This is a genomic window from Ensifer sp. D2-11 (genome assembly GCF_054161295.1).
Map to the genome: position 1 here is coordinate 2,483,628 of NZ_CP096433.1, position 25,758 is coordinate 2,509,385.

The following is a 25,758-nucleotide window of genomic DNA, read 5'->3' on the forward strand; positions in this document are numbered from 1 at the left end:
TCAGGACCTCTTCAGCTTGGGGTCTAGAGCGTCGCGCAGGCCGTCGCCCATCAGATTGATTGCCAGAACGGTCACGAGGATAGCGAGGCCTGGAAGCGTCACGACCCACCAGGCACGGAGGATGAATTCGCGTGCTTCCGCCAGCATCGTTCCCCATTCCGGCGTCGGCGGCTGCGCACCCATGCCCAGGAAGCCGAGTGCCGCCGCATCGAGGATCGCGCTCGAAAACGAGAGCGTCGCCTGAACGATGAGCGGCGCCATGCAGTTCGGCAGGATGGTCTTGAACATCAGCCTCGCATGTCCGGCTCCGGCGACCTTCGCCGCCACCACGTAGTCGCGCGTCTTCTCCGTCATCACCGCCGCCCGCGTCAGGCGAACGAAATGCGGCTGGAAAACCAGCGCGATCGCGATCATCGCATTGGTGAGGCCCGGCCCCAGCACCGCCACCAGGACGAGCGCCAGCAGGAGCGACGGGAAGGCCAAGATGATGTCCATGACCCGCATGATGACCGTGTCGATCCACCCGCGGAAATAGCCGGCGATGACGCCGACGAGGATTCCGCCGGTCAGCGACAAAACCGTCACGATGACGCCGACGAAGAGCGAGAAGCGGGTGCCGTAGATGAGACGGGAGAGCATGTCGCGGCCGACGGCGTCGGTGCCGAGCAGGAAAGTCGCGCGGCCGCCTTCCTGCCAGACGGGCGGGAGCAGCACCGCCTCACGGAACTGGATGGTCGGGTTATGGGGTGCCACCAGCGGAGCGAAGATGGCGAGCAGCACCAGGAACAGGAAGAAGAACAGGCCGATGACGGCGCCGCGGTTCTCCGAGAAATAATACCAGAACTCGGCGAGACGCGCCCGGCGCGTCGGATCGGTCGATATGGCGGTTGTTGCGGTAGCTTCGGTCATATCGCTCTCCTCAGTGCCGGATGCGGGGGTTGATCAGGCCGTAGAGCAGATCCACGGCGAGGTTCACCAGCATGATGACCGCGGCTATGATCAGGAGCCCGCCCTGTATGACGGCATAGTCGCGCCGGAAGACCGAATCGACCATCCATTTGCCGATCCCCGGCCAGGAGAAGATCGTCTCCGTCAGGATCGCGCCCGCCAGCATCACACCGATCTGCAGGCCGATGGTGGTGACGACAGGGATCATCGCATTGCGCAGCGCATGAATGCCGACCACACGGAAGGTGGAGAGCCCCTTGGCACGCGCGGTGCGCACATAGTCCTCGGAAAGCACTTCGAGCATTGCCGAGCGGGTCTGGCGCGCGATGACGGCGAGCGGAATGGTGCCGAGAACGATCGTCGGCAGGATGAGGTGATTGAAGGCCGACTGGAACGCCCCTTCCTGGCCGGACAATAGCGAGTCGACCAGCATGAAGCCGGTGACAGACGGGAAGAAGAACATCAACGAGATACGCCCGGACACCGGCGTCCACTGCAGAATGCCGGAGACGACGATGATCAACAGCAGGCCCCACCAGAAAATCGGCATCGAGAAGCCGATGAGCGCGGTGCCCATGATGATCTGGTCGAAGATGGACCCGCGCTTGACTGCCGCGACGACACCGGCGGGGATGCCGACGATCACCGCGAAGATGATGGCGCAGAGCGACAGTTCGACGGTCGCCGGGAAGAGCTCCATGAACTGATCGATCACCGGCTTCTTGGTGACGATGGACGTTCCGAAATCGCCCTGCAGAACGCCCCAGAGATAATCCAGGTACTGCATGACGATGGGGCGGTCGAAGCCCAATTGGTGGGAGATCTCGGCGTGCCGCTCCGGCGACATCACCCGTTCGCCGGAAAGCAGCGCCACGGGATCGCCGGGAAGCAGGCGGATGAAGGAAAAGGCGATGATGGAAACCCCGATGAAAGTCGGGATCAGAACTGCCAAACGCCCCAGAAGGAATCGGAACATAGTCAAACCTCATGCCAACCGTGGCCGCATGAGCGGCGCACTGGCAAAAAGGAAGAGGGGCGCTCGCCAGCGGCAAACGCCCCCTTCGGATCATTCGATAAGATTACTCTACAATATCAACGCCGTCGAAAGCAAAGTCGCCGAGCGGGCTCTGCACGAAGCCTTCGACATTCTTGCGCATCGGGACGATGGAGAGCGAGTGGTCGAGCGTCGCCCAGGGGGCTTCGCGCTTGAAGACGACCTGCGCCTCCTCGTAGAGCTTGGTGCGCTCTGCCACGTCGGATGCTTCCTTCGCCTTCGTGACGAGTTCGTCGAACTCCTTGTCGCACCACTGCGCGCGGTTGTTGCCGCCGACAGCGTCGCAACCGAGCAGCGTGTCGAGGAAGTTGTCCGGGTCGCCATTGTCGCCCGTCCAGCCGAGGATGACCGCACCGTCGCGGTCCTTCGCCTTGGACTTCTCGAGATATTCCGCCCATTCGTAGGAGACGATTTCGACCTTGACGCCGACCTTGGCGAAATCGGCCTGCATCAGCTCGGCGGCACGGCGGGCGTTCAGCATGTAGGGACGCGCGACCGGCATCGCCCAGACCTTCATCGAAAGGTCCTTGACGCCGGCATCCTCGAGCATCTTCTTCGCCGCTTCCGGATCGTAGGTGTCGTCTTCGATGTGTTCGTTATAGGACCACATCGTCGGCGGGATCGGGTTGGTCGCCGGCGTGGCCTGGCCCTGGAAGACGGCGTCGACGATCGCCTGCTTGTTGATCGCCTTGTTCAGCGCCTTGCGCACTTCGACCTTGTCGAAGGGCGGCTGCGTCGTGTTGTAGGCGAGATAGGCGACGTTGAGGCCGGCCTGCTCCATCACCTTGAGGTTGGGATCGGCCTTCATGGCTTCCACATCGGCCGCGTTCGGATAGGGCATCAGGTGGCATTCGCCGGCCTGCAGCTTCTGGAAGCGAACGGCCGCATCCGTGGTGATCGCGAAGACCAGATCGTCGATCTTCTGTTTTCCGCCCCAGAAGTCCGGATGAGCCTTGTAGCGGATGACCGCGTCCTGCTGGTAGCCGACGAAGGCGAAAGGACCGGTGCCGAGCGGCATCTGGTTGAGCTGGTTCATCTTGCCTTCGGCCTGCAGCTTGTCGGCATATTCCTTCGACATGATCGATGCGAAGGGCATGGCAAGATTGGCGAGGAACGGCGCTTCCTTGCGCTTCAGCTTGATCTTGACCGTCATGTCGTCGACTTTCTCGACCGACTCGAGCAGTTCCGGCAGGCCCATGCCCGCGAAATATTCCCAGGAACCGCCGGTTACGTAGCCGTGCCACGGATGGTCGGACTTCCACTGGCGCTCGATCGAGAAGATCACATCATCGGCGTTCAGTTCGCGGGTGGGCGTGAAGAAGTCGGTCGTCTGGAACTTGACGCCGGGACGCAGCTTGAAAGTATATTCGAGACCGTCGTCGGAAATCGTCCAGCTTTCGGCGAGCCCGGGCTCGGTCTCCGTCGTGCCCTTCTTGAACTCGAGAAGACGGCTGTAAACGGTATGCGCGGCAGCGTCGAACGTGGTGCCGGCCGTATAGAGGCCCGGGTCAAAGCCTTCCGGCGACCCTTCCGAGCAGAAGACGAAAGTTTTCGACCAGGCAGTGCCGGCCATCAGCGTGGCAATCGCCGTCGCTGCCAAGAGAGTAGTGAGCTTTTTCATGAGCTTGCTTCCCAGATTTGTTTTTGTTCTCGCAATTTATCTGACGCGGCATGACGTTTACACCCGGTCAAGGCCGGATGGAACGACATTTGGCGTCGCAATGCAATAAGTCGCTTTGGAATTTTGTCTATGCGAAAAATTCTTCCGCAAATAGAACGTGCGGAACTATCCCCGACTTTCGCCGACAACCGCGGTTCCGGGGCAAGCAGCCCGAGTCGCGAACCCTTAAGGGGAGTGCAGATAAACTCTAAGCTGTGCTGTCGAAGGGAAGCATTCGACCTCGAAAGTGCTCACCACCGTTCGAGGTTCTGAGTTCGCCCGCCGGAAGCACGAGCCGCCGAGGCAACTGGAAGCAGCAGGTCGCGGGTGAGCTCCGCCACCAGCATGCGTGCCGCGGCATGCGTGGGCTTTCCGCCCGCTCTCACGCTGCTTCAAGGCAAGCTTTACGGCCCGCAAGCTCGCAGACGCGAGTGAATTCAGGCGGCCGAGGTCTGCGGGCGCACCGGCTCTTCCAGGCCCAGGAGGAAGTTGATCTGCGGCCGGGCCTTGACCAGGTCGTCGATCGTGTATCCCTGAAGTACTTCGAAAAAGGCGTTCAGCGCCTTGCGCAGCGCGGCATTGAGGCCACAGCTGTCCACCAGCGGGCAGTCGATCTCGCCCGCCTCGAAGCATTCCGCCATGGCGAAACTGTCTTCCGTCACCTTCACGACGTCGAAAAGGGTGATCTCCGACGCCGGTCTCGGCAGGCGGACTCCGCCGTTGCGGCCGCGTACCGTCTCGACCAGGCCGGCTCTCGTGAGCGGCTGCAGGATCTTGAAAAGGAACAGTTCGGAAACGCCGTAAGCCCTGGCAATCTCGGGAATGCGGCTGAGCTTCTCGCCGTTCGCAGCGCAGTACATCAACATGCGTACCGCGTAGTTGGTTTGCTTCGTCAGACGCATTTTTTGCTCCGGATCCGATAAATTCGTGCCTCATCATATAGGACGGATCGTAGTTTGGAACAATTCCAAAAAGTGGAAAAGTTCACGAAGGTTATCTCTTCACCGTTTCGCTTGTTGACTGGCGCGCCTGCTGGCGGCAGAAATACGAGAAATATGATTGACTAAGTTAAGTTTAAAACACGAAAAAGGAGAGAACACCATGAATATTTCAAAAGCGCTGATCGGTGCGCTGTCCGTGGCGGCGACATTTCTTGCCTCGACGGCGCCTGTCCGCGCCGATGGGGAGGTCAACATCTACTCCTACCGGCAGCCGGACCTCATTCAGCCGCTATTGGACGCCTTCACCAAGAAGACGGGCATCACGACCAACGTGCTCTTCCTCGACAAGGGTCTCGTCGAGCGCATTCAGGCCGAAGGCGCGAACTCTCCCGCCGACGTAATCCTGACCGTGGATATCAGCCGCCTGACCGAGGCCAAGGATGCGGGCGTGACGCAACCGGTCGCCAACGAGACCATCAACAAGGACATCCCCGACCATTTCCGCGATCCGGACGGTAACTGGTTCGGCCTGACGACGCGCGGCCGCGTCGTCTATGCCTCGAAGGAGCGCGTCGCACAGGACGACATCACCTATGAGGAGCTCGCCGACCCGAAGTGGAAGGGCAAGATCTGCACCCGCGACGGCCAGCACTCCTACAATGTCGGCCTGTTCGCCTCCATGATCGCCCACCACGGCGAAGCCGAAGCGGAAAAGTGGCTCACGGGCCTCAGGAACAATCTTGCCAAGAAGCCGGACGGCGGCGACCGCGACCAGGCCAAGGCAATCTTCGCCGGGGAGTGCGACCTGGCGCTCGGCAACAGCTACTATGTGGGCCTGATGATCACCAACGAGAAGGAGCCCGAACAGAAGGAATGGGCCTCGGCGATCAAGGTTCTGTTCCCGAACACGAAGGACCGGGGCACCCATGTGAACATCTCCGGCATGGCGCTCGCCAAGAACGCGCCGAACAAGGAGAATGCCCTGAAGCTCATGGAATTCCTGTCCGAAGGCGAAGCGCAGAAGATCTATGCCGAGCAGGTCTTCGAATATCCGGTGCTGCCGGGCGCCGAACCATCGGAAGTCGTCAAGTCCTTCGGTGAGATCAAGCCCGACACGCTGCCGCTCGCCGAAATCGCGGCAAACCGCAAGAAGGCCTCGGAACTCGTCGACAAGGTCGGCTACAACGACGGCCCGCAGGATTGACGGGAACCCGCCGGATAGGTGCGACGACGGCGGGCGAATGCCCGCCGTTTTCGTCCGTGCCGGCGGAAGTGCTCCCTATTTCCGTTCGTGGCCGATCCAGTCCAGGATCGCCTTGCGCCGCTCCGGCGTCGAGGGATGCGTCGAAAAGATGCTCGTTCCACCTTTGTCGTCGAGCTTCGTTTCCAGCAGTTCGAAGAAACGGGCGATCGCTGCCGGATCGAAACCCGCCTTCATCATCAGTTCGACCGAGTGCCTGTCCGCTTCCGCCTCTGCTGAGCGTGAGTAGGAAAGTGCGAGGAGGCCGCCGCCCTGCACCAGCATGTCCTCGGCTCCCGATCCGATATCGCCGGCGACCAGCATGAGGAGGGCAGTGATGCCGGCGGCACGATAGATCTGTCGAAGGCTGTGCTTGTGCGCGACATGGCCGATCTCATGGGCCAGCACGCCGAGGATCATCTCGGTATCTTCGCCCGCGAATTCCACGAGTTCGTCGGTAAGGATCAGTGTTCCGTCAGGCAAGGCGAAGGCGTTCGGACCGAGCGCGCCGCCTCCGCGGAAGTGGAGCGTATAGCCCGCCTCTCCCCGTGCGGATTGCGACGCGACGCGGCGGAACCCTTCCACGATCCTGTTGCGCTTCGCCTCGTCGAGCTTCGACTTGTCCAGCAGGGTCCGATCCATCGTCTCCAGGGCGCTCGCCGACATGATTTGCGGCACGGCCGGCGGCGTGACGGCGATGGCAACCTCCACCAGCAAGGGCAGTGCCGAGCGATAAATCAGCGCGCCAAGCAGGATCGCGGCGGCGACGAAGGCGATCAGCCGCGGATGGAAGCGCTCCAGCCGGTGGATCGCTCCCTCGCTTGCGCGACCTTTCCCGGTTAGGAACCGGTCGACCGCGTCATTGTCGGCAGTCTCGAACAGCGATCCGTCCGGAAAGGTGACCCGGCGCGGAATGCGGCCTACCCGGGACGATATCTCGATCGAGTGCAGGTTGCCGCCCGCAAGCTCGCCGCCGCTTTCTCCGTCGACGACAAGGTGCCCTGCTCTCTCGACGAGGCTTGCGGGAACCGAGCGACTCGATCCCGGAGGATGCCACTCGCCTGAAGCGATCGTCGTGCCGTCAGAAGCCAAAGTCGAATCCTTCTATATCCATGAATTCGGCACCGACCGCCGAGCCCTCCTGCGCAATCTGCGACAAGAGTTCGCCGACATCTCCTTCGAATCGCACGCCCGTATGCTCGTTCACGTAGCGCGCCATCCTCACTGCCGCCCAGGGCCGCATCAGGCCGAGCGTAACAAGGGTAACGATCAGGTTTGAGACGGCGATCCAGGTATAGCGCAGGCGCGACAGGTCGCTCAACAGCCGATGCCTGCCGTCGAAAGAGGTGGCGGACCAGGCGACGTTGCGCACGCCGGCGCGGTAGATCAGCGCCGCCAGGCCGAAGATCGCGAAGAGAAGGAGGTAACCGAGCACAAGCAGCAAGCCGGTAAACCCCTGCAAAGCCTGGGAAGAGAGTTCGGCACCCTCTGCCACGGCGTTGACCAACGCCACGCCGAGGAAAACAAAGAAGCCGCCGATCAGCATGCCCAGCACCAGGACCGCGGCCGGGGCCACCCAGGTTCTGTAGAGCCGACCAAGAGGGGGATCGGTCGAAAACGGCTTCTGACCATAGCGCAGATTGTTGCCGACATAGCGGTAGGACCAGCGGCTGGCGAGCGGCGCCAAAATGCCGAGGGTCAAGGCCGCCAGGACCGGACCGATGATAAAAGCAAGGAACGCCCCGCCGGCGCCGCCGACGAAGTCGAAGCGCACGTTGCGGTAGCTCGTCACCCTTGCGCTGAAGCGCAGCCCCCGCGCGACGAGCCAGGGTACGAAGAAAAGCATCAGGACGCCGAGACCGATGCCGACGAGCGGCACGAATGTGAGCATGATGTTGTAGAGGACCAGATAGGCGAACACGATCAGGCGGCCGATGAGGATCTGCCCGCCACTCGCGTGATACTCGAACCCGCGCCCGAGCAGGATGGTGTTGCCGTAGAAATAACGATTGCGGCGGACCTTCGCCCAGGCCGAATAGATGCCGAGCGTTATGATCGTCAAAAGGATATTGACGATCCATATCCCGAAATATTCCCTGCCGCTTCCCGTGAAGGATAGGCGCTGGATATCCCCTTCAGCCGCGCGTCCGAAGCTGCGCTCGCCGGCATTTTGTGCCGGCAACGACTCTGCCATTGTCATGGTGCCCCCTACAAACCGATGCCTGCCGCCTCAGCGGCAGGTGCCGCTTGAATATTCGACGGCCATCCCCCAACGACCATCTGCTAGAGCACTTAGGTAACGGTTTTCCGTCCCGAAGTGCGTATCTGACGAAGGATGCGAATCTGCGATTCACATCGAGCACAACTGACGATAGTTTCCCTGCCGGATCTCGCGCAACAAAAAAGAGCCTCCCGAAGGAGGCTCCGATTGGAGGAGGAGAGCTTTGTTCGCGTTACCGCATCGTCGGTATCGAGAACTCGGCGCCGTCCTTGATGCCTGACGGCCAGCGCGAGGTGATGGTCTTGGTCCGGGTCCAGAACTTGATCGAATCCGTGCCATGCTGATTGAGGTCGCCGAAGGACGAGGATTTCCAGCCGCCGAAAGAATGATAGGCGAGCGGAACCGGGATCGGAACATTGACGCCGACCATGCCGATATTGATGCGGGAGGCGAAGTCGCGCGCCGCATCGCCGTCGCGGGTATAGATGGCGACACCATTGCCGTATTCATGCTTCATCGGCAGCGACAGGGCCTCTTCGTAGTTCCTGGCGCGGACGACCGAAAGGACGGGTCCGAAGATTTCGGTCTTGTAGATGTCCATGTCGGGTGTGACGTCGTCGAAGAGGCAGCCGCCGATGAAGTGGCCGTTCTCATAGCCCTGCAGCTTGAAGTCGCGGCCGTCGACCACGAGCTTCGCACCCTGCTCGATGCCGCTGTCGATCAGGCTGCGGATGCGCTGTTCCGCCTCCTTGGTGACGACGGGGCCCATATCGGCCTTTTCGTCGGTATAGGGACCGATGCGCAGGCTTTCGACCATAGGCACAAGCTTGTCGATCAGCCGGTTTGCGGTTTCCTCGCCGACCGGAACAGCGACCGAGATCGCCATGCAGCGCTCGCCCGCGGAACCGTAGCCGGCGCCGATGAGGGCGTTAGCCGCCTGGTCGAGGTCGGCGTCCGGCATGATGATCATGTGGTTCTTTGCGCCGCCGAAGCATTGCGCACGCTTGCCGTTCATCGCAGCCGTGCCGTAGACGTAGCGGGCGATCGGGGTCGAGCCGACGAAGGAGACGGCGGCGATATCGGGATGCGTCAGGATCGCATCCACCGCGCCCTTGTCACCGTTGACGACGTTGAGGATGCCCGCCGGCAGACCGGCTTCGATCATCAGTTCGGCAAGGCGGATCGGCACGGAGGGATCGCGTTCGGAAGGCTTGAGGATGAACGCATTGCCGCAGGCGATCGCCGGGGCGAACATCCACATAGGGATCATGCCGGGGAAGTTGAACGGGGTGATGCCGGCGCCGATGCCGACCGGCTGGCGGATCGAGTACATGTCGATGCCGGGACCGGCGCCTTCGGTGAATTCGCTCTTCTGCAGGTGCGGAATGCCGATGACGAATTCGCAGACTTCGAGGCCGCGCACGATGTCGCCCTTGGCGTCGTCGATCGTCTTGCCATGCTCGCGGGAGAGCATTTCGGCCAGCTCGTTCATGTTGTCGTTCAGGAGCTGGACGAACTTCATGAAGACGCGGGCGCGGCGCTGCGGATTGGTTGCGGCCCACTTGGGCTGGGCAGCCTTGGCGCTCTCGACGGCGGCGGCCAGGTCCGCGTCGCTCGCCAGCGCCACGGTGCCTTGAACTTCGCCCGTTGCTGGGTTGAAGATGTTGCTGACGCGACCGCTCGTGCCGGCAACGCGCTTGCCGTCGATGAAATGACCGAGTTCATACATGAGTGTTCCTCCTGACCCTTGATTGTGCCCTCATGATCGCACTACGATTTCAACAATTCAATTTCCGAATTTCAGGAACCGTTGTGCGCAAATTAAAGTCCATGAAAGCGTTCGCATGAACTGGGACGACGTCCGGGTATTTCTGGCTGTCGCGCGGACGGGCCAGATCCTCGCCGCCTCGAAAAGGCTCGGCATCAATCACGCGACGCTCAGCCGGCGGGTTACCGCGCTCGAGGAAAGACTGAAAGCGAAGCTCCTCATCCGGCGTCCCAACGGCTGCGAACTGACGGCCGAAGGCGAGGTCTTCTTTGCCGCGGCCGAGCGCATGGAAACCGAGATGCTCGCCGCCCAATCGCAGGTCGGGCGGATCGACACGGCGATCGCCGGCACCGTGCGCATCGGCGCGCCTGATGGTTTCGGCGTCTCCTTCCTGGCGCCGCGTCTCGGGCGGCTCACGGCACGTTACCCGGAACTGAAGCTCCAGCTCGTTCCTGTTCCGCGCTCCTTCTCGCTGTCGCAGCGCGAGGCCGACATCGCGATCACCATCGAGCGGCCGGAACAGGGGCGGCTCGTCTCGTCCAAGCTCACCGACTATACACTGGGTCTCTACGCATCGGCAGAATATCTTGGCCGCTACGGCACACCCGGGACTGTCGACGATCTCAAGAACCATCGCCGGATCGGCTATGTGGAAGACCTCATCTTCACGCCGTCACTCAATTTCTCCACCGAGGTCATGCGCAGCTGGGACGCCTCCTTCGAGATCTCCAGCGCCATGGGCCAGACCGAGGCGGTCCGCTCCAGCGCCGGGATCGGCATCCTGCACAATTATATCGCCCGGCAATATCCGGAGCTTGTACGCCTGCTCCCCGATAGGACGATCCGCCGCGCCTATTGGACGACCTATCACGAGAGCGCCCGCGACCTGGTGCGCGTGCGCACGGTCGCAGCGTTCCTGCAGGAACTGGTGACGGCGGAGCATCAGATATTCTCGTGACCGATGGCTGGGGCCACCGGAGCGCTTCCATGAACGTCGCCCGTCGAGAAGCCTACCGGTTCGCAGCTTCCCGGTCGCGCGCCGCAGAATCCCGAACCTCTGCCGGCGTCCTGCCGTAGGCGCGCCTGAACTCCTTGGTAAAGTGCGATGTGTTCACAAAGCCGACGTCGAGCGCGACTTCGATGATCGGTTTCCTGCTCGTCAGCAGGATCTGCTTTGCCCTGTCCAATCGCAGGCGACGGAAAGCGAGAGCGGGAGACATCCGGGCCTTTACGGCGAACAGGCGCTCAAGTTGACGCCTTGAGAGTCCCACCGAGGCTGCAAGCTGCTCGATGGTTATCCCGCCTTCGAGATGCTGCTCCATCGTTATCAGGACGGCCGTGATGCGCGAGTCGTTGAAATACTCGCAAAGCGGCTGTCGCGTCTGGATGTCGGTCTGGGCACGCGCCTTCTCGATCTGCAACACTTCAAGCGCGTTTCGCTCTGCATCCCGGCTTATGTGTCGCCTCACCAGGGCGGCGGCCAGATCGGCGGAACTGCTTCCACCCGCACAGGAGCCGCGCTTGCCCTCCAAGTTGAACAAACGGTCCGGCCGGACGTCGTTGTCGGGAAAACGCTCGCGAAACTGATGGTAATGCAACCAGCTGACACAGGTCTCATGACCCTTCATCAGGCCGGCTTCGGCGAGGATGAACGAACCGGTGCAAAGGCCGATCAAGGAGACATTCCTGGAAGCAGCCAGCTTGAGAAACCGGACGGTTTCGAAATCGACCGGTTCCGGGACGGTAAGAAGGCCCCCGACCACCGCTATGTAATCGAACCGGCGGGGATCTACGAAGTCCGAGGTGGGGGCAACCTGAACACCGCAGCTTGACGCGATCAGGTGCCTGGTACTGCCTAGAACATGCCAATCCGCGTGGACCCGGCCCGACCGGTCGAGCTGGTCGCTCGCCAGGCGCAGGGTGTCGACGAACAGGGCGAAGGCCGATAGCGTGAAGGAACGTGCGAGGACGAAGCCGATCGTCAGCCGCCGAGCTTGCGCGGCGGCCCCGCCCGCCGTTGCTTGAACAAAATATCCCATTTCGCTGCGGTTTCTCCTGAACGCACCGGGATCAGCGCCTGTGGGGTTCCGATGCCATCATGCGCGAGGGCGAGTCTTTTCGGGGTCGTAGTGGGCGAGCCGTATGATTTTCGCCGGCAGCCGTTTGGCATGGCCGTCCAATTTGCCGATCTCCACTTCTGCTCCGAGATCAGCGCTCCTCGCGTCCACACGCGCGAGCGCAATGTTCTTTCCGAGGATCGGCGAGCGCGTACTGCTCGTAACCACCCCGATCTGCGCGCGTCCGATATGAACACAATCGCCATGGTTGACTTCGTCATTCGAGTCGATGTCGAGTCCCACCAGCTTGCGCCGCGGATGCTCTTTTCGCTCAATGAGAGCTTCGCGGCCGACGAAATCGTCCGGCTTCGACTTCAAGGGAACGGTAAATGCGATGCCGGCTTCGAACGGGTCGGTTTCGGAATTGAATTCGTAATCGGCGAAAATCAGCCCCGCCTCGATGCGGAGGATGTCGAGCGCTTCCATGCCCAAAGGCTTGAGGCCATGTTTCTGCCCCGCCTCCCAAACGGCGTCGAAGACCACCAGGGCATCGCGCGGGTGGCAGAAGACTTCATAGCCCAGCTCGCCTGTATAGCCGGTACGGGAGACGACGACCGGGACTCCTTCGAAATGGCCGATCCGACCAACACAGAACCGGAACCACTCGAGCTCTCCAAGTGTGGGCTGGCCGGGGGGAGTCCAGATGATCTCCTTGAGAAGATCCCGGCTGCGCGGTCCCTGTACTGCGATGTTGTGCATCTGCTCCGTCGATGAGCGAACCCACACATTATAGCCCATCTTCTGCGCCTGCTCGCGCAGCCAGATGCCGCTGTAGTCGTCGCCGCAGATCCAGCGGAAATTATTCTGTCCCAGCCTGAAGACGGTGCCGTCATCGATCATGCCACCATTGGGATAACACATGGCCGTGTACACGACCTGCCCGACCGCAAGTTTGCGGATGTCACGCGTCATGCAGTATTGCAGGAGAGCTTCCGCGTCGGGACCCAGCACCTCGAATTTGCGCAAGGCGGAGAGGTCCATGACGGCGCATTTCTCGCGGCAGGCCCAGTACTCGCCGATCGGGCCCTCGTTGTTGAAGCGACTGGGCAGCCAGAAGCCTCGATATTCGGTGTAGTGGCGGGTCAGCGCCGAGAAGCGCTCGTGGAATCCAGTTTCCTGTGTCATCTGAGGGTCCGCGTCCGGTGTCTTTCGGTATGCGATCGCTCGCGAGAATTTGTTCTCGGGCGCATAGGTGCGAACGAGGATGTCCGTCGGGTTCCACCCGTTGCCCGAATCGATGTCGTCCGGGCAGGAGGAGGCCACACAAACAAGATCGGTCAGGGCGCGCAGCATGACGTAATCGCCTGGCCGCGACCACGCCTCGTCCGAGATGATCTGGTCATGCGCATTCATGCGGGAGTTATAGAAGAAATTGAGTGCCTCCCATCCCTTGCGCTTCGCGACACCGTAGGGATCCAGGGCATGATTGAAATTGTCGGTGCAATTGATGTGCCCCGGATAACCCAAGTCGTCATATTGGCGGGCATTGCACGCAGTCGCGAAAGCGTCATGGCGACCGCACGTGTCCTGGATCACCTCGACGAGCGGCTCGAAGTCGAAGGCAAAGGCCTTCGAGGGTAGGCCAGGCACCGGCAGCGCGCGGTGGGTGAGCGTTCGCGTGACGGTGGCATCGAGGGCATGCTCGATGCCATTTTCGAGTTTTCGGGCAGAGAAGCACTGGAAGTCAGTCATCTGCCTTCCGTCGATGTCCAGAATCTGAATGTATTCGCCGGCTTTGACGGTAAACGCCTGCGCTGTGGCAGCGCGTATACGCCTTTCCTGCAAGGGATCTCTTAGCGGATCGGGCAGTGGATTGCTTCCCGACTTGTAGTTGATCAGCGTCGCTCGCCGGATAAAAAGCTCCAGATCGGTGGCGGTGTCCTGGCGTTCGAAGTCCATCACGCCGCCGGGAGCAGCGACCCGCAGGACTGCATCCCGCTGGACAGTGAACTCGGCCTCCTCGCCGGAAGGCCCGGTCCCGAATATCCGCAAAGTGGGTTCATTGCCAGGCACACCCAGAATGCGCGTGTCGGCCCGGCCATCGATGCCCGTCGCGGTCAACTCGGCAGCCTGAAGGCCTTCCTTGTCGACTATCCTGAGCTGATCGCCGGCATAAACCTGCAGAGTCAGAGATCCGCCGCCCTTGACGGCGTAGCGTTCGAGACCGAGAGGCAGAGTGCGGATGCCAGGCCTCAGGGTGCGGCTCGGGCGGGGTGGAAGTAAAGCTGTCATTACGCCATCACATTCCAAGGTTGCGGTTTAGCTTTGCGGCCCACGCTCCAAGCAGACGATCGGCCGTGATCCCTATGAAAGCGATCCCAAGTCCGGCAAGGAGACCCCGGCCCGTATCCGCACCAGGCAAAGCCTTGTAGATCTCCTGACCGAGGTCCTGTGATCCGATCAACGCGGTGATGGCCACCATTGCAAGCGCCATCATGATCGTCTGGTTGATGCCCATGAGAAGCTCCGGGAATGCGATAGGCAGTTCGACTTTGACGAGACGCTGGAACGGCGTCGTGCCGCTTGCGATCGCGGCCTCGACGGTCGCCTGCGGCACGCGCTTCAGGCCGAGCTGAGCGAACCTGATCATCGGCACGCTCGCATAGGCGAGCATCGCGAGGACATTCGAGAGATCGCTCGTCTGAAACAGCATGATCACCGGAATGAGATAGATGAAGCTCGGGAATGTCTGAAGCGTGTCGCAGATCGTGTTGATGATCCCGGCTGCGAGCGGTCTGCGGGATGCCCAGATACCGACCGGGGTACCGATCAGGATGCTGAGCACCGTCGTCGAGGTGACGAGATAGACCGTCAACATCAGCTGCGTCCAGAACCCGGTCAGCAGCATGGTCCCGAGCAGCGCGACTGGAACCAGCGCGAGGCGAAGTCCGCCCAGTACCCACCCAATCGCCGCGAGACTACCCAGGACCACCGGCCACGGGAGCCATAGACAGAAATCGCGCAGAGGGAGAAGAGCCCAGATCGTAATGAAGTCGCGGACAGGTTTCACATAGGCGAAGAGTTCGCGCGAGACCCATCTTACAGCCTGGTTGATCGGCGCGCCGTAGCTGAAGGTCAGGTCTTTCGGCAGCTCGACTACCGCAGGGAAGAAAGGGGAAATGACAATCGATGCGATGAGAAGCGCCGCGAACCCAAAAAGGTGCTTGTGACGAAATATCTCGCCCGCGGGGCGATGTGCCGGTACGCGGCGCATGAAGGCCTGGGACATTCGATCGAGCACGACTGCAATCAGCGTGATTGCGACCCCCTGCTCCACCGCCTTGCCGATCTGCAATTGCTGAAGGGAGAACAGGAGCTTTTGGCCGAGGCCGGCCGCACCGACCAGTGAAGCGATCACCACCATGGCGAGCGTCTGCATGACGACCTGGTTCACCCCCAGCAGTAAGGTCTGCTGCGCGGCGGGAAGCTGTACCTTCCAAAGGAGTTGCCGCCTGGTGCAGCCCGACATATGCCCGGCTTCGATCACATCGGGCTGCACCGTGCGCATGCCGAGGATGGTGCAGCGTCCCATGGGAGGCAGTGCGAAAATGAAGGTCGCGATCAGTGCCGGTACTTGTCCGAAGCCGAACAGGACTACGACTGGACCCAAATAGGCCATGTGAGGCGTCGCCTGCATGATATCGAAGCACGCATTCAGCACTTTTTCAAAGCGACGGTTGCGAAACGCCCATACGCCGAGGGCGAAGCCGGCCATGACAGCGAGTGGAACGATGACGATAACGATCGAAACCGTCTTCATCGCCTCCGTCCAGAGTCCGAAAATCGCCAGGTAAGTCGTGGACAGGCCGCCAAGGAGTGCGAGTCTTCTGCCTCCGATCCAGTGGCCGAGTATCGTCATGCCTCCGGCGACGGCCACCCAGGGAAGCGGCGGCAGTCCCAGCGCGGTGAATCCGCGATAGAGCAGCGCTTCCGTCAAGGCCAATGGTTGAGACAGAACCCAGGCGATCCCTCGGGTGACGGGCTTGCCAACTTGAGCGAGCCAGACGAACGCGCCGGTGATCCAGCTCCGCAGCGGGATGACCAGGTCTGTCGGCCACTTGTCGAGAACCGGGATGTATTTCGCCGCGACGACGAATGCGACGCAAGCGAGGATGGCCGCGATGAAGCGCTGGTAACCGTTGGATGGCGGGTTCGTTGCAATTGCTTGCCCGGATACCGGGGCAGAGTTCATTGCGCTCTCTCCGGATAAAGGGCCGCGATCATCGATTGCCTGGAGACTGAACCGAGAGGCGTGCCATCATTTGCGATGACGGCGATCGGCGACGGGGACGACAGCACCCTCGAAGCCACCTCGTGGAGTTTGGCATCCGCCGGGACGGCGTCCTCCGCTTGAGGGCCGTGACTTCGATCGCAGATCGATCCTACCGTGATGATCTGATCCCGCGGCGCTTCGCGCGTGAATTCACGCACATAGTCGTTTGCGGGTCTTGCGACCATCTCCGCCGGCGCCGCCAGTTGCACAAGCTCGCCATCCTTCATGATGCCGATCCGGTCGCCCAGGCGGGCAGCCTCGGCGAAATCGTGAGTGATGAATACGATGGTCTTCTTCAACATCTTCTGCAGGCGCAGGAACTCGTCCTGCATTTCCCGCCGGATCAAAGGATCGAGTGCGGAGAACGGCTCATCCAGAAACCAGATATCCGGTCCCACCGCGAGAGACCGCGCAATGCCGACGCGTTGCTGCTGGCCGCCGGAAAGCTCGCGCGGAAAGTAGCTTTCGCGCCCTTCGAGGCCGACGAGCCGAATCATCTCGCGCGCTCGCTTCTCTCTTTCGTCTTTCGGAGTTCCCCTGACTTCGAGCGGAAATGCAACGTTCGAGAGGACAGATCGATGCGGCAGCAGGCCGAAGTTCTGAAAAACCATGCCCATCTTGTGGCGGCGAAGTTCGATCAGCTCCTTTGGACTCGCCTTCATCAGGTCCACGCCGTCGATCAGGACGGATCCGGCCGTCGGGTCGTTGAGACGGGTAATCGCTCTGACCAATGTGGATTTCCCGGAGCCGGAAAGGCCCATGATCATCAGGATCTCGCCGGGATGGACATCGAAGGAGACGTTTCGTGCGGCGCCAATGTATCCCTCAGCCTCGAAGTCCGCAGGCTGAGGGTTGTTGCCGTGTCTGGCCATGAACTCGGCCGGGCTTGCGCCAAACACCTTCCAGATGCTTCGACATGATATTTTCGCTGTAACCTGCATTCGAAACCTCTGCATGAGGGATGACGTATCGACTGGCCCGGCCGGTCTGAGGGACGGGTTATTCGACCCATGCCTTCCAGGTGGCTTCGTTCTCGGAGATCCACTTTTCCGCGGCTTCTTCCGGCGACATGCCGTCGACATCGACCATGGCCGCGGCCGCGGCGATCTCGGGATTGGTGAAGTTGACCTTCTTCACCACGGCGAATGCGTGGGGCCATTTCTTCTCGAATTCCGGTGATGCGGCCTTTTTCAGATAGCCGCTTGCGGGAGCGCCGCAGTCATAGATCGCGTCCGGGTTCTGACCCCATGCTGGGTCCTTGAAGCAAGCCGCGTCGAATTCGGGGAATTCGACGAACTCGCCCTTGAACTTGGCCTCGATGAAGTTCGGGGTCCAATTGAAGAGAACGATGGGTTCCTTCCGATCGTAGGCGGATTGCAGTTCCGCCCAGAGCGTTGCCGCCTGCCCGACGGGAACCTCCTGAAAGTTCATCTTGAGCGCCTGAATACGCTCGGAATAGTGCTTGCCCCAGGCGGCCGGCGGACCGACAAAGCGTCCCTTGGTTCCCGTCTCGGCTGTCGCAAATTTTTCGGCGCATGCATCGAGGGCCTTCCAATCCGGCAAGCCCGGGCAAAGCTCCTTGACGTATTCCGGATACCACCAGTCTTCACGCGTCACCGCGGTGTGGGCACCGAGATCGATAAGCCCCTGTTGCAGTGCGTTGTTGAACGATTCGGACTGCGATCCTTCCCAAACCTCGACCTGGAAATCCATGTCGTTGTTGGCTATCGCGGTATACTGCAGCTGGCCATCCGACGACCTGTACTCCACCGTGTTTCCAAGGCTCTCGAGGAGTTGGCCCACAATGTTCGAAAGCACGATCTGACTGGTCCAGTCGTTGTGACGATCCGGATCGGATCGCTCGAATCCTCGGCACTGGCAATTTGCGGCATGGCGCTTGCGAGGGTTGCACCGACGACCGACATTGTCGCAAAAAGCTTCAAAACTTTCATTCTTATTCCCCTTTTTTGTGACGCTCGGCATTCTTGTGGCCGAACGTCTGGCTTGCGGATTTTATTGAGCTGTCAGCCGAGCAGCATCTTCAGATGGTCGTTGAGGAAACGACCCTTCGGGTCCAATTCCCTTCGCAGCGCACGGAAGTCTCCGGCGCGCGGATAGAGATGCGTCACATCGTCGGTGTCGAGGAAATGCATCTTCCCCCAATGCGGCCGCGAGTCGTATCCGCGCAGGATCTGGTCGACGTCCTTCAAAAACGCCCAGTAATCGATCCCCGGGCCGCCCGAGACGGAGAGCGTGATGCTGTCCTGGTGATGGAACGGGCTCATCCACGCCGGATCGCCGGCGGTGAAGCGATATTCGATCGGATAGATGCAGTTCGTATGCTTGTTGAGCATGAGGTCGCGCACGGCTCTGACGGCCGCCTTGCCGTGTTCCACGGGCACCGCATATTCGAGTTCGACGAAGTTCGGGACGTATTCGATGGGATAGACTTCCGAACTGTAGGCGATCTTTTCGAACTCGCTCTCCATCGGCGCCGCATCGGTGATGTCCATCACCTTCATTTCGCAGACGTCGGCCGATTTGTTCGTAGATGAGACGGCCGAGGTATCCGGCAGGCAGTAGAGATGGCGGCTTTCCGGCGTCGGGCACCAGAAGAATCCGAAATGCCGGTGGTTTGCCGCCAGTTCGTCATGGCGCTCCATGCAGGTCTCGAAGTCGTCACGCCACAGCCGCTCGTGCAGGTTATAGGCATCCATGACGTTGAGGGTCATGGATGAGATGATACCGAGCGTGCCGACGGAGACCTGCGCCGCGTGGAGGAGTTCTTCGTCACTCCCATCGATGTCGAGTATCTCGCCGTTCGCCTTTACGATTCGCATTCCGGCGATCGAAGAGGCCATGTTTCCGAGCTTGATCCCGGTCCCGTGCGTTCCGGTGGTAAAGGCGCCGGCGACCGCCTGGCTGTCGATATCGCCCTGATTGATCAGCGAGAGCCCGTGCTGCTTCAGCGTCTTGCCCACCTCGTTGATGCGCGTTCCGCCTGCTACGGTAATCTGCTTGCGTGCCTTGTCGACCTTCTGAACGCCCCTGAGATTTGCGAGCGACAAAAGGAGACCACTGGTTCCGACGACCGGCGTGAAGGAGTGGCCCGAACCCGAGACGCGAACTCCGAGATCCCGCTTGTCCGCTTCTGCGACCAGCTCCGCCAGTTCGGCCTCGGTGCCGGGCGAGGCCTTGTACTGCGATACGCAGTACTGATTGCCGACCCAGTTCCGCCAGACTCCACCTTTCTCGAAAGCCATTTTTCTCCCCTCACATCGCTGTAAAACAATTGTCGACGAACAGATGGGCGCCGCTGACAAAGCTTGCGTCGTCGCTCGCAAGATAAAGCGCGGCCTTGGCGACCTCGTCCGGCCGGCACATCCGGCCCTGTTGGGCGGCGATCGCTGCGTCGGAAACATCGACCCCGTAGCGCGTCAGTTCCTCGACTTCCCTCTGGCCGTGAGCCGTCTGGATAAAGCCGGGGCAAACCGCATTGCACCGGATGTTCCGGTCCCTGAACTCCACGGCGACGGACCGGGCGAACATATGGCACGCCCCCTTGGTCGTATTGTAAAGGACCTCCATGGGGGTTGCCGCAACCGCCGATATGGAAGAGGTGCAGACGATTGATCCGCCCCCGGCGTCGATCATCTGGGGAAGGACGGCGCGGGTCATGAGGAACATGCTGCGCACGTTGACGGCCATCAGCCGGTCCCACTCCTCGGCCGTCGTCTCCAGGAACGGCCGAATGACGATGGTGCCGGCATGATTGAACAGGACCGTGATCGGTCCGAGTTCTCCCGAAACCCTCTCCACCGCCTGCGTTACCTGACGTTCGTCCGACACATCAGCCGAGGCGAAAACCGCTCTGAAGCCCTCGCTGCGGAGGCGGGCGACGACCGTTTCCCCTTGGCTCTGCGGGAGATCGACGATCCCGACCGCTGCGCCCTCCCGAGCGAAAAGTTCGGTGGCGGCGAGACCACACCCCCCTGCCCCGCCGCTGATAAGCGCAATTTTTCCGTCCAGTCGACCAGCCACGTGCTCCTCCAGCCGTCGTAGTGCTGCCTGTCGGCGCGGCCTGGAGGACGGCTCTCTTGGCGTCTTGATGTCCAGGTCGGCTAAGGCAGCTTTGATGCTTGTTCCACTTGGTCAGATTGCAGTAGCGTGACGAAGGCGTCTATATTCCAAAGGTGATAAGGTCGGGGCCACATCCTGACGCAAAGAGGATTCAGTGCCGAAGACCGAAGTGCCAGACCTATCCGCCATTGCCTCCGTCGTGGGGCAGATCGGCAGGCCGACATTGCCGGAAGCACTGGACGACATGCTTGCGAGAGTGGCACCGTTCGACCTGTCGGCGATCTTCGGTTTCCCCTTTGATTCAAGGCCGCTGCTCTTGCACGACGGCTACCGGCAGCATGCCGAAGCCGCGGCGCTCAAAGCGTATCTCGACGGCGCATATCTGTTTGACCCTTTCTATACTGCCTGCACCCAGAACCTCCCGCCGGGGATCTGGCGAATGCGGGAGCTCGCCCCGGACGAATTCTTCGATTCCGAATTTTACAGTTCCAGAGAGGTTCACCCCTGCATCTCCATGCAGGCCGGCTCACTCGTGGAGGAAATCGGCTTCCTCATCCCTCTGGAAGGAGGCTTCAACGCCGTGTACTCGCTCATGCGTTCGCAAGGCCTCCCGTTTTCAGCCGACGAGATGGAAAGACTGAAGCAGATCGAACCCTTCGTTCGCGAAACGGTGCGCTCGCACTGGCGCGATGCGCGCGCGAATGAACGTCAGTTCCGTCTCGACGACCTCATGGAGACGGCTTTCGCTTCGTTTTGCGAGGATCGCCTTACTTACCAGCAGCGGCGGATCGTGCAGCTTATTCTAAGGGGGAACAGCAATTATGCGATTGGACAGATACTCTCCGTGACGGAAGGAACCGTCAAACTGCACAGGCAGAACATCTACAAGAGACTGAACATCTCAAGCCAGCGGGAACTTTTCGCGATGTTCGTGGAGCAGCTACTGCCCCCACTTCCGCCGGAAGAGAGAGCACGGGAATAGCCTATCGGGCGCTTTCGCCGCCCGGGCATTCGACCAGATACACGAGCCTTGCGGACCGTGGACCGACTGGAAGCGCATGTCTTGAAAGAAATGGTACGGTTGGGGGGGATCGAACCTCCGACCTCAGGTGCCACAAACCTGCGCTCTAACCAACTGAGCTACAACCGCACTCGGCAAGCGACTCCAACTTCGTTTGGGGTCGTCGCTTGGCGGCTCACATACGGTCACTCACACCGATTTGCAAGCCTTAAGTTCAGATTATCCAGCAAAAAGACCGGATGGCAAGCCACCCGGTCTTTGCTTTGAATCCGATCGATACGGCGCGGCCGATCAGCCCTTCTTGAGGCTGGACATCGCCTTTTCCGCGGCATCCTTGCCGGGCTTGGCAACGTTCTCGGCGACCTTGCGCGTCGCTTCCTGCATCGTCTTCGCCTGCTCGACGGCAAGTTCGGCCTGCTTGCGGATGAAGGCGGTCTGCAGTTCGACGAGTTCGGAGAGAGACCTCACGCCGAGCAGAGCTTCCATGTGCGAGAGCGAGCTTTCGGCATTGGTGCGCAGCGCGTCGATGGCCTTGAGGCCGAGTTCGACGGTTCCCGACTGAGCGCTCTCGACCGTCGCTTCGACGGTCTTCGCTGCTTCTTCGGTCGCGGTCTTCATCTTGGCGTAGGCTTCCTTCGACTGGGCGGCGCCCTTTTCGGCAAACTCGCGGAAGCTGTCGGCAAACTTGGTCGGGTCGAAAGAGAGGGAAAATGCGTCTTCGGTCTTCCTGGTAGCCATTTCATGCGCTCCTTGGTGTGGCCCTCTTCAGAGGCGCCGTTTTGATTGATGGCCGTTCTATAGCCGATTTGGTTGTGCGTTGCAATAAATTTGTGCAGTGCACAATAAGCCGTGCCCATTAACCTTCCGCGCCGAAAGACGTGGCCGAGGCCGTCCCGTTGCTGGACCCTCGCCGATGGGCTGGGTATTAATAGAGCGTTAACGCGCAAGCGATCCGTCAGTAGGTCTGCCGATGCCCGAAAGACAGTACCCCTTCATCGACATTGCCGTGCATGCACGGGTGCGGGAGCATTTTGCCCGGGGGGATGCGTCCGTCCTTTTTTCGAAGAATGTCGCGCGGGTGCTATGGGCCAACGACCAGGGCGCAAAGCTGTTCGGGACGACCTCGGTCTACGATTTCATCGATACCGACCTCGACCCGAGCGATCTTTCGCTTCGCCAGCTGCGCGCCGCCGCGGCGCAGCTCGCGGCCGTCGGGGACCGCCGGCAGCTTCTGATCCGTATGGCGTCGGGCTTTCGCCGGCTTCCGCTCAATGCCGCCGTGGAGTTGATCCGCATCGGGCCCGGCGAAGAGGCAATTCTGTTCACCGTGCCCAACAACGGCAAGGCGCTTTCGACCGAAGCGCGCGCAGAGGCGATGATTGCCGGCCTCGACGGGCCGGACACGCATATGGCCGTGCTCGATGCCGATGGGACCGTCATTGCCGGCTCGCCCGGCTTCGAGAGTCTTGGCCTTTCGGCGGATATTCGCCGGACGCTCGTTGCAGCCGCTACGAGCGACAAGGATCGGCTGATCAAGCGTCCGGTCGCGACGGAAAAAGGGCGCCTGCCGGCGGCAGTCGGCAAGATTTCGGACCATCCGGCGCTCCACCTGCTCTTCGCGGTCGAGGCAATTCTCGAGAAATCCGAGACCGGAGAGGCGGTCGGCGCGGCGGCGGCGGAGCAGGCTATCCCCGCCGCACCTGCGGCGCCCGCTGAAACACGAGAGGCGGTCCCCTCCTCCGCGGCACCGGCGGAGACGGAACAGCCGGCGGGCCGCCTCGAGGAAGCCGAGCCCGCTCCCTTGCCGGAGGCGGCAGCACCGGCAGAACACGAAGCGTCCGTCGGGGATGGCACCGACGACGAAGCGCAAGGGGAGCTCGCTCCGCAGGACGAGGCCGAGGCCGCCGATCTCGCCGAGCCTGAAACGCCGCTTGAAGCAGAACCGGCTTCCGGTGAACCGGCTGCCGATGCGGACCGTGGCGGAGAAACCGCCGACTTCGCTTTCGCAGCCGGCGGACGGGCGGTACGGTTCGTCTGGAAGATCGACGCGGAGGGACGTTTCAGCGAAATTTCCGAAGAGTTCGCGTCAGCCGTCGGCCCGAAGGCCGCCGACGTGATCGGCGTTAGCTTCACCGATCTCGCCGATCGTTACGATCTCGACCCCGACGACAAGATCAACGAGCTCCTGCATCGCCGCGATACCTGGTCCGGCAAGACGATCTTCTGGCCGGTCCAGGGAACCAATCTCAAGGTGCCGGTCGATCTCGCCGCCCTTCCCACCTATTCCCGTTCGCGCGAGTTCGACGGCTTCCGCGGCTTCGGCATCGTCAGGATCGCCGACGCTGTGCCGGACGCCAGGGCGGCCGGGCTTGCGCTCGACCGTCCGGCGCCGGCGCAGATCGCGCAGGCTTCAAGCGACATGTCGGCTGAGGGCGCCGGTGCGCCGCAGGCTGAGGCTGGCTCCAAGACCGGCCCTGACGCCGGCAGTGGGAAAGACGCGGCCGAGGCTGCACCGGACGTATCGGAAGACCCGTTCCGCGGCGAACAGCCCGCGTTGCGGGTCGTCGAAACGGCCGGCAGGCAGGCCTCCGACAAGGTCATCGATCTCGACGAGCGCCGACCGGCGGGAGCCGGCGCGCTGACCCGCGGTGAGCAGGCGGCCTTCCGCGAGATTGCAAGGCAGCTCGGCGAGCATTTCGCCCCTGACCAGCTGCCGCAGGAAGGCAAAGCCGAAGGCCGGCACGAAGCTGACACCCCCCCCATCACGCCGGCTGACACGGAAGAAAGCCGACAGACGGAGGAAGCGGAGGCGCCGGGCGGATGGCACGATGCGACGCCGGCGGGCGAGACCCCTGCTGCGTCAATGGAGCCCGGCCTCACCGCACGCAATGGTGCAGCCATGAGCAGCGAGATCCTCGACAGGCTGCCGGTCGCATTGCTGGTTCACCACGGCGACGCTTTGCTGCATGCCAATGCGGAATTCCTGCGGCTGACCGGATATGAGAATCTCGAAGCCTTCGAACAGGAGGGTGGCCTGGAGGCCCTGTTCGCTCTCGGAAACGAGGCCGGCGCGGCAAAGCCGAACGGAACCATGACGCTGGTCCGCAAGGATGGCAGGCTCATTCCCGTCGGCGCCCATCTGCATTCGATCCGATGGGAAGGAAAGAGCGCGCTGATGCTTGCGCTGACCCCGGCCGGCGCAAGCGAAGCGGAGAAGCAGGCGCGCGAAGACGAAGGAGCGGCAGAGGCAAGCCGGCTCCGGATGGAGATCGACGAGCTCCGATCGATTCTGGAAACCGCGACCGATGGGGTCGTGGTCCTCGGACGGGACGGCGACATCCGGACGATGAACCGCTCCGCAAGCGCGCTCTTCGATTATGACGAGTCCGATATGCGCGGAAAGCCGTTCGCCGCGCTCTTCGCCCATGAGAGCCAGAAGGCGGTGATCGACTATCTCCAGGGCCTTTCCGGCCACGGCGTCGCAAGCGTGCTCAACGACGGCCGGGAAGTGATCGGCCGCGAAGCCGCCGGTGGCTTCATTCCGTTGTTCATGACCATCGGCCGGCTCTCCTCCTCCAACGGCTACTGCGCGGTCATCCGCGACATCACCCAGTGGAAACGGACCGAAGAGGAGCTTCGCAACGCCAAGCGCGCCGCAGAGACGGCAAATGCCCACAAGACGGAATTCCTGGCCCGGGTCAGCCACGAGATCCGCACGCCGCTCAACGCCATCATCGGGTTTTCCGACATGATGGCGAGCGAGCATTTCGGCCCCATCGGCCATCCGCGCTATATCGAGTATGCCGGCGACATCGGCCGGTCGGGACGGCATGTCCTCGACATCGTCAACGATCTGCTCGACATCTCGAAGATCGAGGCCGGCGAGATGGATCTCGACTTCGGCGCCGTGGATCTCAACGAGGCCGTCTCCGAGGCCGTGTCGCTGGTGCAGCCGCAGGCCAATAGCCAACGCGTGATCATCCGCACTTCGCTGTCGGGCTCCGTGCCCGAAGTCGTCGCCGACGACCGTTCGATCAAGCAGATCGCCCTGAACATCCTGGCGAATGCCATCCGCTTTACGCCGTCGGGCGGCCAGATCGTCGTGTCGACGTCCTACGAGGCTAATGGCAGCGTCATCCTGAGAATCCGCGACACGGGCATCGGCATGACCCGCAACGAGCTCGACCAGGCGATGAAGCCCTTCCGCCAGGTCACGACCGGCGGCCGCAAGCGTGGCGACGGCACCGGGCTCGGCCTGCCGCTGACGAAGGCGATGGCGGAAGCGAACCGCGCGCAGTTCGCCATCACTTCGGCCCCGAACGAGGGCACGCTGGTGGAAATATCCTTTCCCTCACAACGCGTCTTGGCCAATTGAGATCGAATGCTGTAAGGAAATGTTGACCTGCGGGAGCCAGTTTGTCGGTTCTTGAAGGTT

19 protein-coding genes and 1 tRNA gene are annotated in these 25,758 nt (G+C 61.6%); 4 read left to right on the forward strand and 16 right to left on the reverse strand.

The window, feature by feature from the left end; translation table 11 throughout:
* From M1D34_RS12040 to rirA, 4 genes are all read right to left on the reverse strand, one after another.
* Positions 1-909 (reverse strand): ABC transporter permease subunit, encoded by a 909-nt coding sequence (locus tag M1D34_RS12040; RefSeq protein ID WP_003527129.1) that lies wholly within the window; start codon positions 907-909, stop codon positions 1-3.
* Positions 910-919: 10 nt separating this feature from the next.
* A complete protein-coding gene (locus M1D34_RS12045; RefSeq protein ID WP_015241063.1) occupies positions 920-1,924 on the reverse strand; it encodes an ABC transporter permease subunit in 1,005 nt (334 codons plus the stop codon).
* A gap of 103 nt (positions 1,925-2,027) precedes the next feature.
* Complete coding sequence (locus M1D34_RS12050; protein WP_127595357.1) at positions 2,028-3,623, reverse strand: ABC transporter substrate-binding protein; 1,596 nt, start codon at positions 3,621-3,623, stop codon at positions 2,028-2,030.
* A 476-nt stretch (positions 3,624-4,099) separates the two neighbouring features.
* Positions 4,100-4,564, reverse strand: a complete 465-nt coding sequence (rirA, locus tag M1D34_RS12055; protein ID WP_003527122.1) for an iron-responsive transcriptional regulator RirA — start codon at positions 4,562-4,564, stop codon at positions 4,100-4,102.
* Between the two features lie 199 nt (positions 4,565-4,763).
* Here rirA and M1D34_RS12060 point away from each other — a divergent pair, with 199 nt between their 5' ends.
* A complete protein-coding gene (locus M1D34_RS12060; RefSeq protein ID WP_010968778.1) occupies positions 4,764-5,807 on the forward strand; it encodes a Fe(3+) ABC transporter substrate-binding protein in 1,044 nt (347 codons plus the stop codon).
* A 75-nt stretch (positions 5,808-5,882) separates the two neighbouring features.
* Here the strand turns inward: M1D34_RS12060 and M1D34_RS12065 are convergent, their stop codons facing one another.
* The 3 genes from M1D34_RS12065 to M1D34_RS12075 form a co-directional block, all read right to left on the reverse strand.
* Entirely contained in the window at positions 5,883-6,935 is a 1,053-nt protein-coding gene (locus M1D34_RS12065) for a M48 family metallopeptidase (protein ID WP_498779183.1), read from the reverse strand.
* On the reverse strand, positions 6,925-8,043 hold the full coding sequence (locus tag M1D34_RS12070; RefSeq protein WP_013844056.1) for a YjgN family protein: 1,119 nt from the start codon (positions 8,041-8,043) through the stop codon (positions 6,925-6,927). The genes M1D34_RS12065 and M1D34_RS12070 overlap by 11 nt, the downstream gene beginning before the upstream one ends.
* 253 nt (positions 8,044-8,296) lie before the next feature.
* The gene (locus tag M1D34_RS12075) at positions 8,297-9,793 is read right to left on the reverse strand and encodes a CoA-acylating methylmalonate-semialdehyde dehydrogenase (RefSeq protein ID WP_010968775.1); all 1,497 of its coding nucleotides are present in this window, start codon (positions 9,791-9,793) and stop codon (positions 8,297-8,299) included.
* A 115-nt stretch (positions 9,794-9,908) separates the two neighbouring features.
* Between M1D34_RS12075 and M1D34_RS12080 the strand changes: the two genes are divergently transcribed.
* On the forward strand, positions 9,909-10,790 hold the full coding sequence (locus tag M1D34_RS12080; RefSeq protein ID WP_127540922.1) for a LysR family transcriptional regulator: 882 nt from the start codon (positions 9,909-9,911) through the stop codon (positions 10,788-10,790).
* Between the two features lie 52 nt (positions 10,791-10,842).
* Here the strand turns inward: M1D34_RS12080 and M1D34_RS12085 are convergent, their stop codons facing one another.
* The 7 genes from M1D34_RS12085 to M1D34_RS12115 all read right to left on the reverse strand — a co-directional run bounded on the left by M1D34_RS12085 (position 10,843) and on the right by M1D34_RS12115 (position 20,263).
* A complete protein-coding gene (locus M1D34_RS12085; protein WP_318866906.1) occupies positions 10,843-11,871 on the reverse strand; it encodes a GlxA family transcriptional regulator in 1,029 nt (342 codons plus the stop codon).
* A gap of 57 nt (positions 11,872-11,928) precedes the next feature.
* On the reverse strand, positions 11,929-14,181 hold the full coding sequence (locus M1D34_RS12090) for a trimethylamine N-oxide demethylase (protein ID WP_498779186.1): 2,253 nt from the start codon (positions 14,179-14,181) through the stop codon (positions 11,929-11,931).
* A 7-nt stretch (positions 14,182-14,188) separates the two neighbouring features.
* Positions 14,189-16,141, reverse strand: a complete 1,953-nt coding sequence (locus M1D34_RS12095) for an ABC transporter permease (protein WP_127540918.1) — start codon at positions 16,139-16,141, stop codon at positions 14,189-14,191.
* Entirely contained in the window at positions 16,138-17,094 is a 957-nt protein-coding gene (locus tag M1D34_RS12100) for a quaternary amine ABC transporter ATP-binding protein (RefSeq protein WP_318866909.1), read from the reverse strand. Before M1D34_RS12100 ends, M1D34_RS12095 begins: the two co-directional genes overlap by 4 nt.
* Before the next feature lie 127 nt (positions 17,095-17,221).
* Complete coding sequence (locus tag M1D34_RS12105; RefSeq protein ID WP_498779189.1) at positions 17,222-18,040, reverse strand: ABC transporter substrate-binding protein; 819 nt, start codon at positions 18,038-18,040, stop codon at positions 17,222-17,224.
* A gap of 206 nt (positions 18,041-18,246) precedes the next feature.
* On the reverse strand, positions 18,247-19,485 hold the full coding sequence (locus tag M1D34_RS12110; RefSeq protein ID WP_498779191.1) for a D-arabinono-1,4-lactone oxidase: 1,239 nt from the start codon (positions 19,483-19,485) through the stop codon (positions 18,247-18,249).
* Between the two features lie 10 nt (positions 19,486-19,495).
* Entirely contained in the window at positions 19,496-20,263 is a 768-nt protein-coding gene (locus M1D34_RS12115; protein WP_498779193.1) for an SDR family NAD(P)-dependent oxidoreductase, read from the reverse strand.
* 295 nt (positions 20,264-20,558) lie between these two features.
* Between M1D34_RS12115 and M1D34_RS12120 the strand changes: the two genes are divergently transcribed.
* A complete protein-coding gene (locus M1D34_RS12120; protein WP_498779195.1) occupies positions 20,559-21,284 on the forward strand; it encodes a LuxR C-terminal-related transcriptional regulator in 726 nt (241 codons plus the stop codon).
* 91 nt (positions 21,285-21,375) lie between these two features.
* Here M1D34_RS12120 and M1D34_RS12125 read toward each other — a convergent pair.
* Both M1D34_RS12125 and phaP1 read right to left on the reverse strand, forming a co-directional pair.
* Positions 21,376-21,452: transfer RNA gene (locus M1D34_RS12125), tRNA-His, on the reverse strand.
* Between the two features lie 162 nt (positions 21,453-21,614).
* Entirely contained in the window at positions 21,615-22,061 is a 447-nt protein-coding gene (phaP1, locus tag M1D34_RS12130; protein WP_003527110.1) for a phasin PhaP1, read from the reverse strand.
* A gap of 232 nt (positions 22,062-22,293) precedes the next feature.
* Between phaP1 and M1D34_RS12135 the strand changes: the two genes are divergently transcribed.
* On the forward strand, positions 22,294-25,698 hold the full coding sequence (locus M1D34_RS12135; protein ID WP_498779197.1) for a PAS domain S-box protein: 3,405 nt from the start codon (positions 22,294-22,296) through the stop codon (positions 25,696-25,698).
* The last annotated feature ends 60 nt before the right edge of the window (positions 25,699-25,758 follow it).